The organism is Psychrobacillus sp. FSL K6-1415, from assembly GCF_038003185.1.
In the GTDB taxonomy this organism is placed as follows: domain Bacteria; phylum Bacillota; class Bacilli; order Bacillales_A; family Planococcaceae; genus Psychrobacillus; species Psychrobacillus psychrodurans.
The window spans coordinates 25408-40856 of sequence record NZ_JBBOOQ010000001.1; the positions used below are offsets into that span (position 1 = coordinate 25408).

Genomic DNA, 15449 nt, shown 5'->3' on the forward strand with positions numbered 1-15449 from the left:
CAGCGTGTGCTAAAATAGAAGGTACGACTTGAAATCTTAGAGTGAGGTTAAACTTATGTCCATTCCATTTATAACTGTAGAAGGTCCAATCGGGGTTGGAAAGACTTCCTTGGCCAAAGCTATTGCGACTAAATATCAATTTGAATTATTAAAAGAAATTGTGGATGAAAATCCTTTTTTAAATAAGTTTTACGAAGATATAGCAGAATGGAGCTTCCAAACAGAGATGTTTTTTCTTTGTAATCGTTATAAACAATTAAGTGATATAGAGAAAAAATATATATCGAAAGAAAATCCAGTTGTTGCAGATTATCATATTTTCAAAAATCTAATTTTCGCGAAACGTACATTGAGTGAAATAGAATATGAAAAATATGAATCGATCTATCAAATTTTGACAAAAGATATGCCCGTTCCTAATATGGTCATATATTTAGATGCAAGTATAGATGTACTTCTCGCTCGAATTGATAAGCGGGGAAGAGATTTCGAAAAAAAAATCAGCTCTGAATATTTGGAGCAGCTCTCAGTCGATTATCGTATGTTTATCGATAACTTCGAGAAAAAGCATCCAGAAGTACCCATTCTTCGATTTAATGGTGATGAAATAGATTTTGTTCAAAATGGACAGGACTTACAAATAATATTAGAAAAAGTAGATGTAACATTACATAAAGGGAGTTATTAAATAATGAGTTTAAGAGAGAAGTATGGCATTCCTGCTAGTGCAGTTATTACGATTGCAGGAACTGTAGGCGTAGGGAAATCAACTATGACTAAAGCATTAGCAGAAGCTTTAAATTTTAAAACGTCTTTTGAAAAAGTAGATACAAACCCTTATTTAGATCGTTTCTACGAGGATTTTTCTAAATGGAGCTTCCACTTACAAATTTACTTCCTAGCGGAGCGCTTTAAAGAACAAAAAAGAATGTTTGAGTATGGTGGAGGATTTATACAAGACCGTTCTATCTACGAGGATACTGGAATTTTTGCACAAATGCATAAAGAGAAAGGCACGATGGATCCCGTAGATCATGAGACGTATACGAGTTTGTTTGAAGCAATGGTAATGACACCATATTTCCCACATCCAAACTTACTTATTTATTTAGAGGGATCAATGGATGACATTATTGATCGAATTCATGATAGAGGTCGCCCAATGGAGCAACAAACACCTATATCTTATTGGGAAGAAATGCATGGACGTTATGAAAAATGGATTGATGCATTTAATGGTTGCCCAGTCCTTCGTTTAAATATTAATGATTATGATATTATAGCAAACCCAGATGATGTCGAAGCGATTTTAGAACGTATTGGACATTTTATGGAACAAACAGCTATTATTCGTAAATAAGTAAAATCCTCCTGTATGTTATTCAGGAGGATTTTTATGTAAGGAGTAATCCGTGAAAATAAAAAAAGAAGGTAGCGGAATTCGTTACCTTCTTAATATTCTGAACACGATAGTGTAAGAAAAATTCGTTACCAATGCAACGAATTCAATCTCAAATTTATGCGTGTGTGTATATAAAATGGAGGAGGAAGAGGGATTCGAACCCCCGCGCGGTATGACCCGCCTGTCGGTTTTCAAGACCGATCCCTTCAGCCAGACTTGGGTATTCCTCCGAAGTACAAGAACTAATTTATCATGGATAAAAATGAAAGTCAACATATTTATAATAATTTTCAATTATATAACTTTTTATGTGATGGTATTACAAACTCTCTTGATAAAGAGAGCGAAAACTTAAAACTTTACCTTGCAAGTTTCTATAATTTAGTAACTCAGATAAAATTTAAATGCGCGTTATCATTGATTTTTGTCTATAAAAAAAGTATACTTATAAATGCCGTGCTAGGTGGGAAGGTAGCGGTGTCTTGTAACTCGCAATCCGCTCTAGCGAGACTGAACTCCTTCTCTGAGGTTGAATACATGTAGGGTCTGGTATTTGCACGTGATGTTGACGTTTGGGTCCTGCGCAATGGGTACCCATGAACCATGTCAGGTCCGGAAGGAAGCAGCATTAAGTGGTGTTTACTCATGTGCCGCGGGGTCGCCTAAACCGAGTTAACGACAAAGGTGCCGCTTATGTGTTTCAATCGAAGGAGGGTGCACGGTATTAATTTTTAATTTCAACTCATTTGTCTAATAGACAGGTGAGTTTTTTATTTGGAAAAAATATTTACTATACATAAATAAGCGAAGTCTATTTTGCTTTATGATATAATAGGAATCATAACAGACAGAAATCAGAAGGAGGGAAATTTGTGTCGTATCAAGCTTTTTACCGTGCTTATCGTCCACAATCGTTTGCGGAAATGTCCGGGCAAACTCATATCAAGCAAACCCTTCAAAATGCCCTCCTTTATAACAAAACAACACACGCGTATTTATTTTCAGGGCCACGTGGAACAGGTAAAACAAGTGCAGCAAAAATCTTTGCGAAGGCTTTGAACTGTGAAAATGGACCAGCAAAAGAACCTTGCAATACATGTGAAACTTGTAAAAGTGTAACTGAAGGCTCAAATACTGATGTGATTGAATTTGATGCAGCTTCTAACTCTCGTGTAGAAGAAATGCGTGATATTATTGAAAAAGTCCGATTTGCACCTTCTAATGCTAAATATAAAGTGTATATTATTGATGAAGTGCATATGCTATCAACGAGTGCATTCAACGCGTTATTGAAAACATTAGAAGAACCGCCTGCACATGCAGTGTTCATATTGGCAACAACGGAGCCACATAAAATTCCACTTACTATTATCTCTAGGTGCCAGCGTTTTGATTTTAAACGAATAACATCTTCTGATATCGTTTCTCGTATGGAAGAAGTTTTAACAGATGCTAAAATTGAATACGATGAAAACGTACTGAAAATTATTGCACAAGCCGCTGCGGGTGGTATGCGTGATGCACTTAGTATGCTAGATCAAGTTGTGTCGTTTAGTGAAGATAAAATGACGATTGAAGATGCATTACTTGTAACTGGTTCGATTGGACAGGATGTCTTTTTTCAATTAGCAGATGCTTTGATAGAGAAAGATATAGCAAGAGCGCTAGCGTGCATAGAAAAGTTAATTGAAGATGGCAAGGATCCAGTTCGGTTAACGGAGGACTTTATTACATTCTATAGGGACTTACTAGTTTTACTTGTTGCTCCAGAACAAACTGATTTGTTGGAAATAGCGACGGGGGATTCTACGTTTTTAGAACTTGCTTCTAAGTTTCAAGTAGATACCTTATATAGAGGGATCTCCATCTTGACGAATACACAACAAGAAATGCGTTTTTCTAATCATGCAAAAGTGTATCTAGAAACGGCGATAATCCGATTGGCACATGTGCCAATAGAAGGAACATTATCAAATGAGAGTAACTCGGAGTTAGAAACAAAGGTAAGAGTACTAGAATCTCAACTACAACAGTTGCAACAACAATTAAGTCAAGGAATGATACCGCAGGCAAACACTGGAACACAAGATCAACCGAAACGTCAACGACAAAAATCATCTGGTGGCGTTAAAGTGTCAAGTGGTCGAATACAAGAAATCCTAAAAACAGCCACGAAAACTGATATCCTAACGATTAAATCTCAGTGGGCAAATATTTTACAACAATTACAGAAATCACATGCGGCATTATTAAATGATGCTGAGCCAGTAGCAGCATCTTCTAATGCATTTGTGTTAAAATTCAAGTATGATATACATTGCCAAATGGCTATGGAGAATAAAACATTTTCCACTTCATTTCCCCAGTTAATTGCTAACCTGACAGGGGCGATGTATGAAGTTTTATACGTACCAGAGGAAAATTGGTTGAAGATCCGAGAAGAGTTCATTCGGCAAAATGGTTTGAAACAAGGTAATACGGATACTGAGGAAGAAAATCCGTCAGAACCAACAGAATCGATGGAACTATTACAAACGATTGAACAGGTATCAGAGGATCCGTTGGTAGTGGAAGCTGAGAAATTGTTTGGAAAAGAATTTGTAGAAGTACAAGATGACTGAGGAGGAAAATAATTATGCGTGGAATGGGAAATATGCAAGGTATGATGAAACAAATGCAAAAAATGCAAAAGAAGATGGCTGAGGCTCAAGAAGAGTTAGCTACTCAACGATTTGAAGCAGTAGCTGGCGGTGGCATGGTGAAAGTTGTAGTTTCTGGCCAAAAAGAAGTGCTTGAAGTAGAACTAGATCCAGCTGTTATAGATCCAGATGATATTGAAATGCTTCAAGATTTAATCGTTATTGCTACAAACGAAGCCATAAAAAAAGCAGAAGATACAGCGAACTCCACAATGGGTCAATTCACGAAGGGATTGAACCTTCCTGGCATGTTCTAGGGGGAATATTAGATGCATTATCCTGAACCGATATCAAAACTAATAGATAGTTTTATGAAATTGCCGGGAATAGGGCCGAAAACAGCGGCCCGTCTGGCTTTTTTTGTCTTAACCATGAAAGAAGATACTGTTTTAGACTTTGCGAAGGCTTTAGTAGACGCCAAACGTAATTTAAGTTTTTGTTCTGTGTGCGGGCATATAACAGATATTGATCCTTGCCATATATGTCAGGATCAACAAAGAGATGCCTCTTTAATCTGCGTGGTTCAAGACACAAAAGATGTAATTGCCTTGGAAAAGATGAGAGATTACAATGGACGGTACCACGTACTTCACGGTGCAATTTCCCCAATGGATGGAATTGGTCCGGAAGATATTAATGTACCTTCGCTTTTAAAAAGATTACAAGATACAGAAATAGAAGAACTAATACTAGCTACTAATCCTACAATAGAAGGAGAAGCAACGGCGATGTATATTTCACGCCTTGTAAAACCGTCTGGTATTAAAACAACTAGAATTGCTCATGGATTACCTGTAGGCGGAGACCTAGAGTATGCAGATGAAGTAACTCTGTCTAAAGCGCTAGAAGGTCGCCGAGAGTTATAGGGGGATAGGTTAGTGTGATGTTTTCTAAAAAAGGGAAATTAAAAAAAGAATTCGATGATCAATTTGTAAAACTCATGATAGAAACAAAAGAAAATTGGCAACAAGCTCAATTAATAGAAGATTATTTAAACGACTATGATTTAGAAGCAGTTGCTAAAAGGAAAATAGCAGAAAGTATCCACTTCTATTTATATAAAGAAGCAAGGATTCGAAATGTCGTTCTAAAATAGCATAATAGATGTCCTAGCCACATATAATGATAGATATGATTTTACGGAGGGAATAACTCATGAAGTTCATTATCATTATATGTTCGCTAGTGCTTTTATCTTTTTTATTATTTCGAAATTCATTTCCTAAGTTTTTTGAGGGTGTATCTATTTTGTTATTTCGTTTAGGTTTTTCTGTACTTTTATTATACGGAGTGCATTTATTACTTGGTTCAATGGGTTATGCGATCCCTGTAAATCTGTTCACAGGTGCCGTCGCAGCAGCATTAGGCATACCTGGAGTAATCTCCATTGTGGCAATTTCTATATTAGTATAAAAAAGTTTTTAAAATGTGTTGACTTTATAATATAAAGAGAGTAATATTGTAGAAGTCGCCAAGAGGTAAAGCATTCTGGCAGACAACATGAACATTGAAAACTGAACATGCAAAACGTTAAGACATACAGCTTATCAACTAACTTTGTTAGTATGATAGCAAAACAATTTTGACATCATTTAATGATGATGCCAGCAAAACAAAATGAGCTTTTAAACTAGTTCTATTTGTTGGGTTTCGAGATGCAAGTAGTTCAAGGAAACAAGTGAGTGAAAGAGGGAGCGTACTAACGTACGTGACCGACTGAACGAACGAAGTTGACGAAGAAATGCGCCGCATATCGGAAGCCAACTATTATGGAGAGTTTGATCCTGGCTCAGGACGAACGCTGGCGGCATGCCTAATACATGCAAGTCGAGCGAATGACGAAGAAGCTTGCTTCTTCTGATTTAGCGGCGGACGGGTGAGTAACACGTGGGCAACCTGCCCTGTAGATTGGGATAACTCCGGGAAACCGGGGCTAATACCGAATAATCCATTTCCTCACATGGGGAGATGTTAAAAGACGGCATCTCGCTGTCACTACAGGATGGGCCCGCGGCGCATTAGCTAGTTGGTGAGGTAACGGCTCACCAAGGCGACGATGCGTAGCCGACCTGAGAGGGTGATCGGCCACACTGGGACTGAGACACGGCCCAGACTCCTACGGGAGGCAGCAGTAGGGAATCTTCCACAATGGACGAAAGTCTGATGGAGCAATGCCGCGTGAGTGAAGAAGGTTTTCGGATCGTAAAACTCTGTTGTGAGGGAAGAACAAGTACGAGAGTAACTGCTCGTACCTTGACGGTACCTCATTAGAAAGCCACGGCTAACTACGTGCCAGCAGCCGCGGTAATACGTAGGTGGCAAGCGTTGTCCGGAATTATTGGGCGTAAAGCGCGCGCAGGCGGTCCTTTAAGTCTGATGTGAAATCCCACGGCTCAACCGTGGAAGGTCATTGGAAACTGGGGGACTTGAGTACAGAAGAGGAAAGCGGAATTCCAAGTGTAGCGGTGAAATGCGTAGAGATTTGGAGGAACACCAGTGGCGAAGGCGGCTTTCTGGTCTGTAACTGACGCTGAGGCGCGAAAGCGTGGGGAGCAAACAGGATTAGATACCCTGGTAGTCCACGCCGTAAACGATGAGTGCTAAGTGTTAGGGGGTTTCCGCCCCTTAGTGCTGCAGCTAACGCATTAAGCACTCCGCCTGGGGAGTACGGTCGCAAGACTGAAACTCAAAGGAATTGACGGGGGCCCGCACAAGCGGTGGAGCATGTGGTTTAATTCGAAGCAACGCGAAGAACCTTACCAGGTCTTGACATCCCGCTGACCGGCCTAGAGATAGGCTTTTCCCTTCGGGGACAGCGGTGACAGGTGGTGCATGGTTGTCGTCAGCTCGTGTCGTGAGATGTTGGGTTAAGTCCCGCAACGAGCGCAACCCTTGATCTTAGTTGCCAGCATTCAGTTGGGCACTCTAAGGTGACTGCCGGTGATAAACCGGAGGAAGGTGGGGATGACGTCAAATCATCATGCCCCTTATGACCTGGGCTACACACGTGCTACAATGGACGGTACAGAGGGTCGCAACCCCGCGAGGGTGAGCAAATCCCATAAAACCGTTCTCAGTTCGGATTGTAGGCTGCAACTCGCCTACATGAAGCCGGAATCGCTAGTAATCGTGGATCAGCATGCCACGGTGAATACGTTCCCGGGCCTTGTACACACCGCCCGTCACACCACGAGAGTTTGTAACACCCGAAGTCGGTGGGGTAACCCTTACGGGAGCCAGCCGCCGAAGGTGGGACAGATGATTGGGGTGAAGTCGTAACAAGGTAGCCGTATCGGAAGGTGCGGCTGGATCACCTCCTTTCTAAGGATAATATCGGAATACGAATCTTTATTCGTATCTTAACGTTTTGCAGTTCAGTTTTGAATGTTCATTTTTATATGAAGATTCAACTCTTGCTCCTGCGATTAATCGTCGCAAAGTGAGCAAACCTTTGTTCTTTGAAAACTGGATAAAACGACATTGAAACAATAAACAACAAGAAATTCAAGTTGTGATTATTTACGTAATCACAACGTGTAAGACTTTTTAACTTTTAGGTTAAGTTAATAAGGGCGCACGGTGAATGCCTTGGCACTAGGAGTCGACGAAGGACGGCACTAACACCGATATGCTTCGGGGAGCTGTAAGTGAGCTTTGATCCGGAGATTTCCGAATGGGGAAACCCACTGTTCGTAATGGAGCAGTACATTTGCGTGAATACATAGCGCATCTGAGACACACCCAGGGAACTGAAACATCTAAGTACCTGGAGGAAGAGAAAGAAAAATCGATTCCCTGAGTAGCGGCGAGCGAAACGGGAATAGCCCAAACCAAGAGGCTTGCCTCTTGGGGTTGTAGGACACTCTACATAGAGTTACAAAGGAATGAGTTAGACGAAGCGATCTGGAAAGGTCCGCAGGATAGGGTAAAAGCCCCGTAGTCCAAAATTCATTCTCTCTTGAGTGTATCCTGAGTACGGCGGAACACGTGAAATTCCGTCGGAATCCGGGAGGACCATCTCCCAAGGCTAAATACTACCTAGTGACCGATAGTGAACCAGTACCGTGAGGGAAAGGTGAAAAGCACCCCGGAAGGGGAGTGAAATAGATCCTGAAACCGTGTGCCTACAAGTAGTTAGAGCCCGTTAATGGGTGATAGCGTGCCTTTTGTAGAATGAACCGGCGAGTTACGATTACATGCAAGGTTAAGTTGAGAAGACGGAGCCGCAGCGAAAGCGAGTCTGAATAGGGCGAATGAGTATGTGGTCGTAGACCCGAAACCAGGTGATCTACCCATGTCCAGGATGAAGGTAAGGTAACACTTACTGGAGGTCCGAACCCACGCACGTTGAAAAGTGCGGGGATGAGGTGTGGGTAGCGGAGAAATTCCAATCGAACCTGGAGATAGCTGGTTCTCTCCGAAATAGCTTTAGGGCTAGCCTCAAACGTTAGAATCTTGGAGGTAGAGCACTGTTTGGACTAGGGGCCCATCCCGGGTTACCGAATTCAGACAAACTCCGAATGCCAATGATTTATGTTTGGGAGTCAGACTGCGAGTGATAAGATCCGTAGTCAAGAGGGAAACAGCCCAGACCACCAGCTAAGGTCCCAAAGTATTTGTTAAGTGGAAAAGGATGTGGCGTTGCTTAGACAACCAGGATGTTGGCTTAGAAGCAGCCATCATTTAAAGAGTGCGTAATAGCTCACTGGTCGAGTGACGCTGCGCCGAAAATGTATCGGGGCTAAACAAATCACCGAAGCTGTGGATTGATACCTTTGGTATCAGTGGTAGGAGAGCGTTCTAAGGGCGTTGAAGTCAGACCGGAAGGACTGGTGGAGCGCTTAGAAGTGAGAATGCCGGTATGAGTAGCGAAAGACGGGTGAGAATCCCGTCCACCGTATGACTAAGGTTTCCTGAGGAAGGCTCGTCCGCTCAGGGTTAGTCGGGACCTAAGCCGAGGCCGATAGGCGTAGGCGATGGATAACAGGTTGATATTCCTGTACCACCAAACCACCGTTTGAGTAATGGGGGGACGCAGAAGGATAGGGTAAGCATGCTGTTGGTTATGCATGTCCAAGCAGTAAGGTGTGAATGTAGGCAAATCCGCATTCTGTAACATTGAGCTGTGATGGCGAGGACGTATGTCCGGAGTTCCTGATTTCACACTGCCAAGAAAAGCCTCTAGCGAGGTGATAGGTGCCCGTACCGCAAACCGACACAGGTAGTCGAGGAGAGAATCCTAAGGTGAGCGAGAGAACTCTCGTTAAGGAACTCGGCAAAATGACCCCGTAACTTCGGGAGAAGGGGTGCTCTTTTGGGTGCATAGCCTAGAAGAGCCGCAGTGAATAGGCCCAGGCGACTGTTTAGCAAAAACACAGGTCTCTGCAAAACCGTAAGGTGAAGTATAGGGGCTGACGCCTGCCCGGTGCTGGAAGGTTAAGAGGAGTGCTTAGCGCAAGCGAAGGTGCGAATTGAAGCCCCAGTAAACGGCGGCCGTAACTATAACGGTCCTAAGGTAGCGAAATTCCTTGTCGGGTAAGTTCCGACCCGCACGAAAGGCGTAACGATCTGGGCACTGTCTCAACGAGAGACTCGGTGAAATTATAGTACCTGTGAAGATGCAGGTTACCCGCGACAGGACGGAAAGACCCCGTGGAGCTTTACTATAGCTTGATATTGAATTTTGGTGCAACTTGTACAGGATAGGCAGGAGCCTTAGAGCCCGGAGCGCCAGCTTCGGAGGAGGCGTCGGTGGGATACTGCCCTGGTTGTATTGAAATTCTAACCCATACCCGTAACCCGGGTAGGAGACAGTGTCAGGCGGGTAGTTTGACTGGGGCGGTCGCCTCCTAAAGTGTAACGGAGGCGCCCAAAGGTTCCCTCAGAATGGTTGGAAATCATTCGAAGAGTGTAAAGGCAGAAGGGAGCTTGACTGCGAGACCTACAAGTCGAGCAGGGTCGAAAGACGGGCTTAGTGATCCGGTGGTTCCGCATGGAAGGGCCATCGCTCAACGGATAAAAGCTACCCCGGGGATAACAGGCTTATCTCCCCCAAGAGTCCACATCGACGGGGAGGTTTGGCACCTCGATGTCGGCTCATCGCATCCTGGGGCTGTAGTCGGTCCCAAGGGTTGGGCTGTTCGCCCATTAAAGCGGTACGCGAGCTGGGTTCAGAACGTCGTGAGACAGTTCGGTCCCTATCCGTCGTGGGCGTAGGAAATTTGAGAGGAGCTGTCCTTAGTACGAGAGGACCGGGATGGACACACCGCTGGTGTACCAGTTGTTCTGCCAAGAGCATCGCTGGGTAGCTATGTGTGGACGGGATAAGTGCTGAAAGCATCTAAGCACGAAGCCCCCCTCAAGATGAGATTTCCCATTACGCAAGTAAGTAAGATCCCTCAAAGACGATGAGGTAGATAGGTTCGGGGTGGAAGCGTGGCGACACGTGCAGCTGACGAATACTAATCGATCGAGGACTTAACCAAATTTGTTTAACGTAACAATGTCGTTTATCCAGTTTTGAGTGAACAAACACTCAATATATGGGGTTTCAAGATACAAGCAGTGCTAGGAAACAAGTGAGGGAAGGAACGTACTAACGTACGTGACTGACAGATCGAATGAAGTTGACAACGAAATGCGCCGTATATTGAAAGCCGAATAAGTCTAGTGATGATGGCGAAGAGGTCACACCCGTTCCCATACCGAACACGGAAGTTAAGCTCTTCAGCGCCGATGGTAGTTGGGGGTCTCCCCCTGTGAGAGTAGGACGTCGCTGGGCACCAAAGAAAAGCCGTTACCGAGAAATTGGTAGCGGCTTTTTTTGTATAAATAAATAAGCCGTAGGCAGTCTTTCTCTATAAAGAAGCATGCGAGAAAGTAGAGGGGCAAAGAGTTCAAGGAAGCAAACGAGAGAGACTCGGAGCGTATAACATACGCGAGAATTGAACGAGAGCGGCTGACGAAGAAATCTGCTGACCATCTGCTTTCGCAGCCCCGGACACGGAAGTTAAGCTCTTGCGCCGATGGTAGTTGGGGGTCTCCCCCTGTGAGAGTAGGACGTCGCTGGGCACCAAAGAAAAAGTCGTTACCGAGAAATTGGTAGCGGCTTTTTTGTATAAATAAATAAGCCGTAGGCAGTCTTTCTCTATAAAGAAGCATGCGAGAAAGTAGAGGGGCAAAGAGTTCAAGGAAGCAAACGAGAGAGACTCGGAGCGTATAACATACGCGAGAATTGAACGAGAGCGGCTGACGAAGAAATCTGCTGACCATCTGCTTTCGCAGCCCCGGACACGGAAGTTAAGCTCTTGCGCCGATGGTAGTTGGGGGTCTCCCCCTGTGAGAGTAGGACGTCGCTGGGCACCAAAGAAAAAGTCGTTACCGAGAAATTGGTAGCGGCTTTTTTTGTATAAATAAATAAGCCGTAGGCAGTCTTTCTCTATAAAGAAGCATGCGAGAAAGTAGAGGGGCAAAGAGTTCAAGGAAGCAAACGAGAGAGACTCGGAGCGTATAACATACGCGAGAATTGAACGAGAGCGGCTGACGAAGAAATCTGCTGACCATCTGCTTTCGCAGCCCCGGACACGAAAGTTAAGCTCTTGCGCCGATGGTAGTTGGGGGTCTCCCCCTGTGAGAGTAGGACGTCGCTGGGCACCAAAGAAAAAGTCGTTACCAAGTTTAATCGGTAGCGGCTTTTTTGAAAGATGAATATGCAGGACCTTCTAAAGACACTATACATTGCAGTCGACCCAGGAGTAGAAAACAACTAGTAGTAATTCAATTCTACACAATAAGGTTTTGAATGAATAAAGAACTTTGGGAAAATTTTCCTTTCCGCAAGTAAAAGGCAAAAGACCGCAAGTAAATATAGACTTAGAGCAAGTAAATCATTCATGACCGCAAGTAAGCCAGAGATGGAAGCAAGTAATCAATAGTTGAGAGCAAGTAAAGATAAAATAGGGGTGAATCATTCATAATAGATAGGAATGTATATGTTTCTTGATTACACAAAGTCAGTGTTTCTGGTACTTTATGATATTGCATGCAAAGTAGAGACTCTGGATTTGTTATCAGCATCTTAAAAGGGCATTCCTTAAGTATTTCTTCAACTAGTAGAAAAGGATACGATAAAAAAAAAGCTGGCCTCTATCGTAAGAGTAGGTTTTGAACTTAAAGGACTGGGCATTTTTTTGAGGTTTTCTTAATATAGTTTTTTGATTATTGTTACTTAAATTTAGATTTCAGTAAAATAATTTTGTTCAATTATAGATGGACTTTTACCAAAAGATACTTCTATTTAATAGGAAAACCAGACAGAAATAAGTTGCCTATCACCCTGTACTTGATACTATTCATGTATAATAGAAGAAAGATATTAGAACGTATAGTGAGGTAATATAATGCAAGAGAAAAGACCGTTGGTTGAGGCATTAGAAAAATTTCATAAAAATAGCCCTATTTCTTTTCATGTACCTGGACATAAAAATGGACTTTTATCGAATTTACCAGAACTAATAAGAGATTCAATGCAATACGATTTGACAGAACTAAATGGGTTGGATGATTACCATCATCCAGATGAAGCTATAAAGGAAGCAGAGCAATTACTTACCAAACTATATAACACTGACGAAAGTTTCTTTTTAGTGAATGGCACGACTATTGGAAACCTTGCTATGATTTATGCAACCTGCCAGTATGGAGAGCAAATTATAGTACAACGGAATGCTCATAAATCTATTTTTCACGCTATTGAATTGGTTGGGGCAGAGCCTATTTTTGTATCCCCTAAATGGGATGAACAATCCAAAACGGCGTCCTATGTATCATTAGAGGTAATTGAAGAAGCAATTCAACAATTTCCTTTTGTCAAAGCGGTTGTCTTAACCTATCCAAACTATTATGGAGTTTCTTCTCCGGATTTAGAGAATATCATTAGACTATGTCATAAACTACAAATGCCTGTGTTAGTAGATGAAGCACATGGTGCACATTTTCAATCGCATAAAGGATTTCCAAAGTCAGCGTTATTATATGGGGCTGATATCGTCGTACAATCAGCACATAAAACGTTACCAGCGTTAACAATGGGTTCATTTTTACATATTCGTTCTCAATTTATTGATAGCAAAAAGGTAAATAAATACTTAAGAATGTTGCAATCGAGTAGTCCTTCTTATTTAATTTTAGCTTCTCTTGATGATGCAAGAAGTTATGTGGAAAGATATAGTCCAATGGATTTTAAACAGTTGATGGATAGAAGAGAAGTGTTTATACAAGCTTTAGAAACTATTCCATTAATTAAAGTAGTTCAAGTAGACGATCATTTAAAACTATTATTACGAGTTGGTAAGTATTCTGGGTTTCAAGTTCAGCAAGCTTTTGAGAAACAAAATATATATGTGGAGCTAGCGGATCCACACCAAGTCTTACTAATTCTCCCATTGCTAAAAGTGGAGCATGAATATGCATTTGCAGAAATTAGAAAGCGAATAAAACATGCCGTAGATAATTTAAAAAAAGAAAGCCCAGATATAAAGAATAATGTATTTCATATGGAACAAAGATCTATTTCTATCTTACAGATGAGTATGGAGCAACTAAGTGAGAAACAAGGGGAATGGATTCCTTATGTACGGACAATTGGGAGGATAGCTAAGGGGATAATTATTCCTTATCCTCCTGGTATTCCGCTAATCTTACCAGGGGAGAAAATTACGGTTCCCATTCTTACGGAATTAGAAGAGTGGATTGAAAAAGGTGCATTGTTTCAAGGAGAACATCGACTAGAAGAAAAGTTAATATATGTGGTGGAGGAGTAACTGTGCAAAAAAGAGGGTACTTTATAACAAGCGAGGGTCCAGAAGGTGCTGGGAAAACAACTGTTATGAATTTATTAGGAGAACAACTAATCGAAGAGGGCTACGATGTCGTTATGACAAGAGAACCCGGAGGTATTATGATTTCCGAAAAGATTCGTAACATAATTTTAAATAACGAGCATACAATGATGGAAAGTCGTACTGAAGCGTTATTATATGCAGCTGCTAGAAGACAACATTTAGTAGAGAAGATTCTACCTGCGTTAGAAGCTGGAAAAATTGTGATTTGCGATAGATTTATTGATAGCTCATTGGCATACCAAGGTTTTGCTCGTGGTATTGGTGTAGAGGAAATATGGGCTATTAACAAGTTTGCAATTGGTGAAACGATGCCGGAAAAAACAGTCCTATTTGATGTTGATCCTGAAGTAGGTCTATCAAGAATTAACGCACATAAGGATAGAGAAAAAAATCGATTAGATGTGGAAAATTTAGCGTTTCATCAAAAAGTACGAGCTGGTTATTTATCGTTAGTTGAAAAATACCCAGAACGTATACAAGTAATAGATGCCTCTCAGCCATTAGAAAAGGTATTAGAAGAAACATACAGAGTCATCAAACGGGAATTAGAAATTATTAGATAATTCATGGTATAATAAAAGAAAAAATACTAATAGGGGTGAGTATCGATGAAATTGATAGTAGCGGTAGTGCAGGATCAGGATAGTAATCGGTTGTCTAATGCATTAACAAAGGCAAAGTTTAGAGCAACAAAACTGGCAAGTACAGGTGGTTTTTTACGTTCCGGAAATACTACATTTCTAATCGGTACTGATGATGCTCTAGTAGCTTCTGCTTTGGAATTAATAAGAGATAATTGTAGAGCAAGAGAGCAAATGGTAGCACCAGTATCTCCAATGGGTGGAAATGCAGATTCTTATATTCCTTATCCAGTGGAGGTTGAGGTAGGAGGAGCTACTGTATTTGTACTTCCAATTGAACAATTCCATCATTTTTAAAAATGAAGGAAGGAGTAGTAACTATTGAAGATAAATCAAGATATGCGCGTTGGTATAGATAATATTCGAAAAGACTCTATGCAGAATGGAAATCAGTCTGTTAAATTTGGTCAGATGATTACAAAACAGGAACAGCGCATGCAAACAGATGTGATGACACGACTTCTCGGAGATATTTCTACAGCAGGGGATCGTCTGGCGCGATCACGAAACTTACGTGACATGGCAAAGTTTAAAATGCTAATTCGAAAGTTCTTACACGAAGCCGTCGATTTTGGAATGGGATTAAAACAATCTCATACATGGAACCGTTTTGGTGAAGGAAGAAAGTTGAAACTAGTAGAAACAATTGATGAAAAATTAGTTGAATTAGCAGAAGAAATTTTAAATCAAGAAAAAAGTTCTATAGACTTGTTAGATAAAATTGGAGAGATAAAAGGCTTACTTATTAACTTATACACGTAAGTTTCCCGTGTTTTCGCATAATGCGAAACGCGGGATTTTTCAA

General features: G+C 41.7%; 11 protein-coding genes, 1 tRNA gene, 3 rRNA genes and 1 other RNA gene. 15 read left to right on the plus strand and 1 reads right to left on the minus strand.

All coding sequences use genetic code 11. The features are described from left to right. Nucleotides 1–55: 55 nt before the first annotated feature. Both MKY60_RS00095 and MKY60_RS00100 read left to right on the plus strand, forming a co-directional pair. Entirely contained in the window at nt 56–688 is a 633-nt protein-coding gene (locus MKY60_RS00095) for a deoxynucleoside kinase (RefSeq protein WP_093496790.1), read from the plus strand. 3 nt (nt 689–691) lie between these two features. Next, complete coding sequence (locus MKY60_RS00100) at nt 692–1360, plus strand: deoxynucleoside kinase (RefSeq protein ID WP_093496789.1); 669 nt, start codon at nt 692–694, stop codon at nt 1358–1360. Between the two features lie 179 nt (nt 1361–1539). Here MKY60_RS00100 and MKY60_RS00105 read toward each other — a convergent pair. Beyond that, nucleotides 1540–1632: transfer RNA gene (locus MKY60_RS00105), tRNA-Ser, on the minus strand. Between the two features lie 224 nt (nt 1633–1856). Between MKY60_RS00105 and ffs the strand changes: the two genes are divergently transcribed. The 13 genes from ffs (at nt 1857) to MKY60_RS00170 (ending at nt 15406) form a co-directional block, all read left to right on the plus strand. Beyond that, nucleotides 1857–2124: signal recognition particle sRNA large type (gene ffs / locus MKY60_RS00110), an RNA gene on the plus strand. A 150-nt stretch (nt 2125–2274) separates the two neighbouring features. Then, nucleotides 2275–4023: a DNA polymerase III subunit gamma/tau gene (dnaX, locus tag MKY60_RS00115; protein WP_340928186.1), complete on the plus strand. Its 1749-nt coding sequence runs from the start codon at nt 2275–2277 to the stop codon at nt 4021–4023. Nucleotides 4024–4037: 14 nt separating this feature from the next. Continuing rightward, a complete protein-coding gene (locus MKY60_RS00120) occupies nt 4038–4358 on the plus strand; it encodes a YbaB/EbfC family nucleoid-associated protein (RefSeq protein ID WP_093496787.1) in 321 nt (106 codons plus the stop codon). Between the two features lie 12 nt (nt 4359–4370). Next, nucleotides 4371–4967, plus strand: a complete 597-nt coding sequence (gene recR / locus MKY60_RS00125) for a recombination mediator RecR (RefSeq protein ID WP_090571068.1) — start codon at nt 4371–4373, stop codon at nt 4965–4967. A gap of 14 nt (nt 4968–4981) precedes the next feature. Continuing rightward, entirely contained in the window at nt 4982–5197 is a 216-nt protein-coding gene (locus tag MKY60_RS00130) for a YaaL family protein (RefSeq protein WP_090571071.1), read from the plus strand. 59 nt (nt 5198–5256) lie between these two features. Next, a complete protein-coding gene (locus tag MKY60_RS00135; RefSeq protein ID WP_090571073.1) occupies nt 5257–5514 on the plus strand; it encodes a pro-sigmaK processing inhibitor BofA family protein in 258 nt (85 codons plus the stop codon). A gap of 353 nt (nt 5515–5867) precedes the next feature. Further along, nucleotides 5868–7422 (plus strand): 16S ribosomal RNA (locus MKY60_RS00140). A gap of 235 nt (nt 7423–7657) precedes the next feature. Beyond that, nucleotides 7658–10586 (plus strand): 23S ribosomal RNA (locus MKY60_RS00145). Between the two features lie 180 nt (nt 10587–10766). Continuing rightward, nucleotides 10767–10882: ribosomal RNA gene (rrf, locus tag MKY60_RS00150) — 5S ribosomal RNA — on the plus strand. Together the 16S, 23S and 5S rRNA genes form the textbook arrangement of a ribosomal RNA operon. 1618 nt (nt 10883–12500) lie before the next feature. Continuing rightward, on the plus strand, nt 12501–13922 hold the full coding sequence (locus MKY60_RS00155; protein WP_340928187.1) for an aminotransferase class I/II-fold pyridoxal phosphate-dependent enzyme: 1422 nt from the start codon (nt 12501–12503) through the stop codon (nt 13920–13922). 2 nt (nt 13923–13924) lie between these two features. Next, nucleotides 13925–14566, plus strand: a complete 642-nt coding sequence (gene tmk, locus MKY60_RS00160; RefSeq protein WP_090570736.1) for a dTMP kinase — start codon at nt 13925–13927, stop codon at nt 14564–14566. Between the two features lie 45 nt (nt 14567–14611). After that, nucleotides 14612–14941 (plus strand): cyclic-di-AMP receptor, encoded by a 330-nt coding sequence (locus MKY60_RS00165; RefSeq protein ID WP_090570738.1) that lies wholly within the window; start codon nt 14612–14614, stop codon nt 14939–14941. Nucleotides 14942–14965: 24 nt separating this feature from the next. After that, nucleotides 14966–15406, plus strand: a complete 441-nt coding sequence (locus tag MKY60_RS00170; RefSeq protein WP_090570741.1) for a YaaR family protein — start codon at nt 14966–14968, stop codon at nt 15404–15406. The last annotated feature ends 43 nt before the right edge of the window (nt 15407–15449 follow it).

Bases quoted from the DNA above. Each gene is read 5' to 3' on its own strand.
- MKY60_RS00165 (WP_090570738.1), top strand. From the start codon at position 14,612: ATGAAATTGATAGTAGCGGTAGTGCAGGATCAGGATAGTAATCGGTTG.
- MKY60_RS00095 (WP_093496790.1), top strand. From the start codon at position 56: ATGTCCATTCCATTTATAACTGTAGAAGGTCCAATCGGGGTTGGAAAG.
- MKY60_RS00155 (WP_340928187.1), top strand. From the start codon at position 12,501: ATGCAAGAGAAAAGACCGTTGGTTGAGGCATTAGAAAAATTTCATAAA.
- MKY60_RS00120 (WP_093496787.1), top strand. From the start codon at position 4,038: ATGCGTGGAATGGGAAATATGCAAGGTATGATGAAACAAATGCAAAAA.
- MKY60_RS00100 (WP_093496789.1), top strand. From the start codon at position 692: ATGAGTTTAAGAGAGAAGTATGGCATTCCTGCTAGTGCAGTTATTACG.
- MKY60_RS00135 (WP_090571073.1), top strand. From the start codon at position 5,257: ATGAAGTTCATTATCATTATATGTTCGCTAGTGCTTTTATCTTTTTTA.
- recR (WP_090571068.1), top strand. From the start codon at position 4,371: ATGCATTATCCTGAACCGATATCAAAACTAATAGATAGTTTTATGAAA.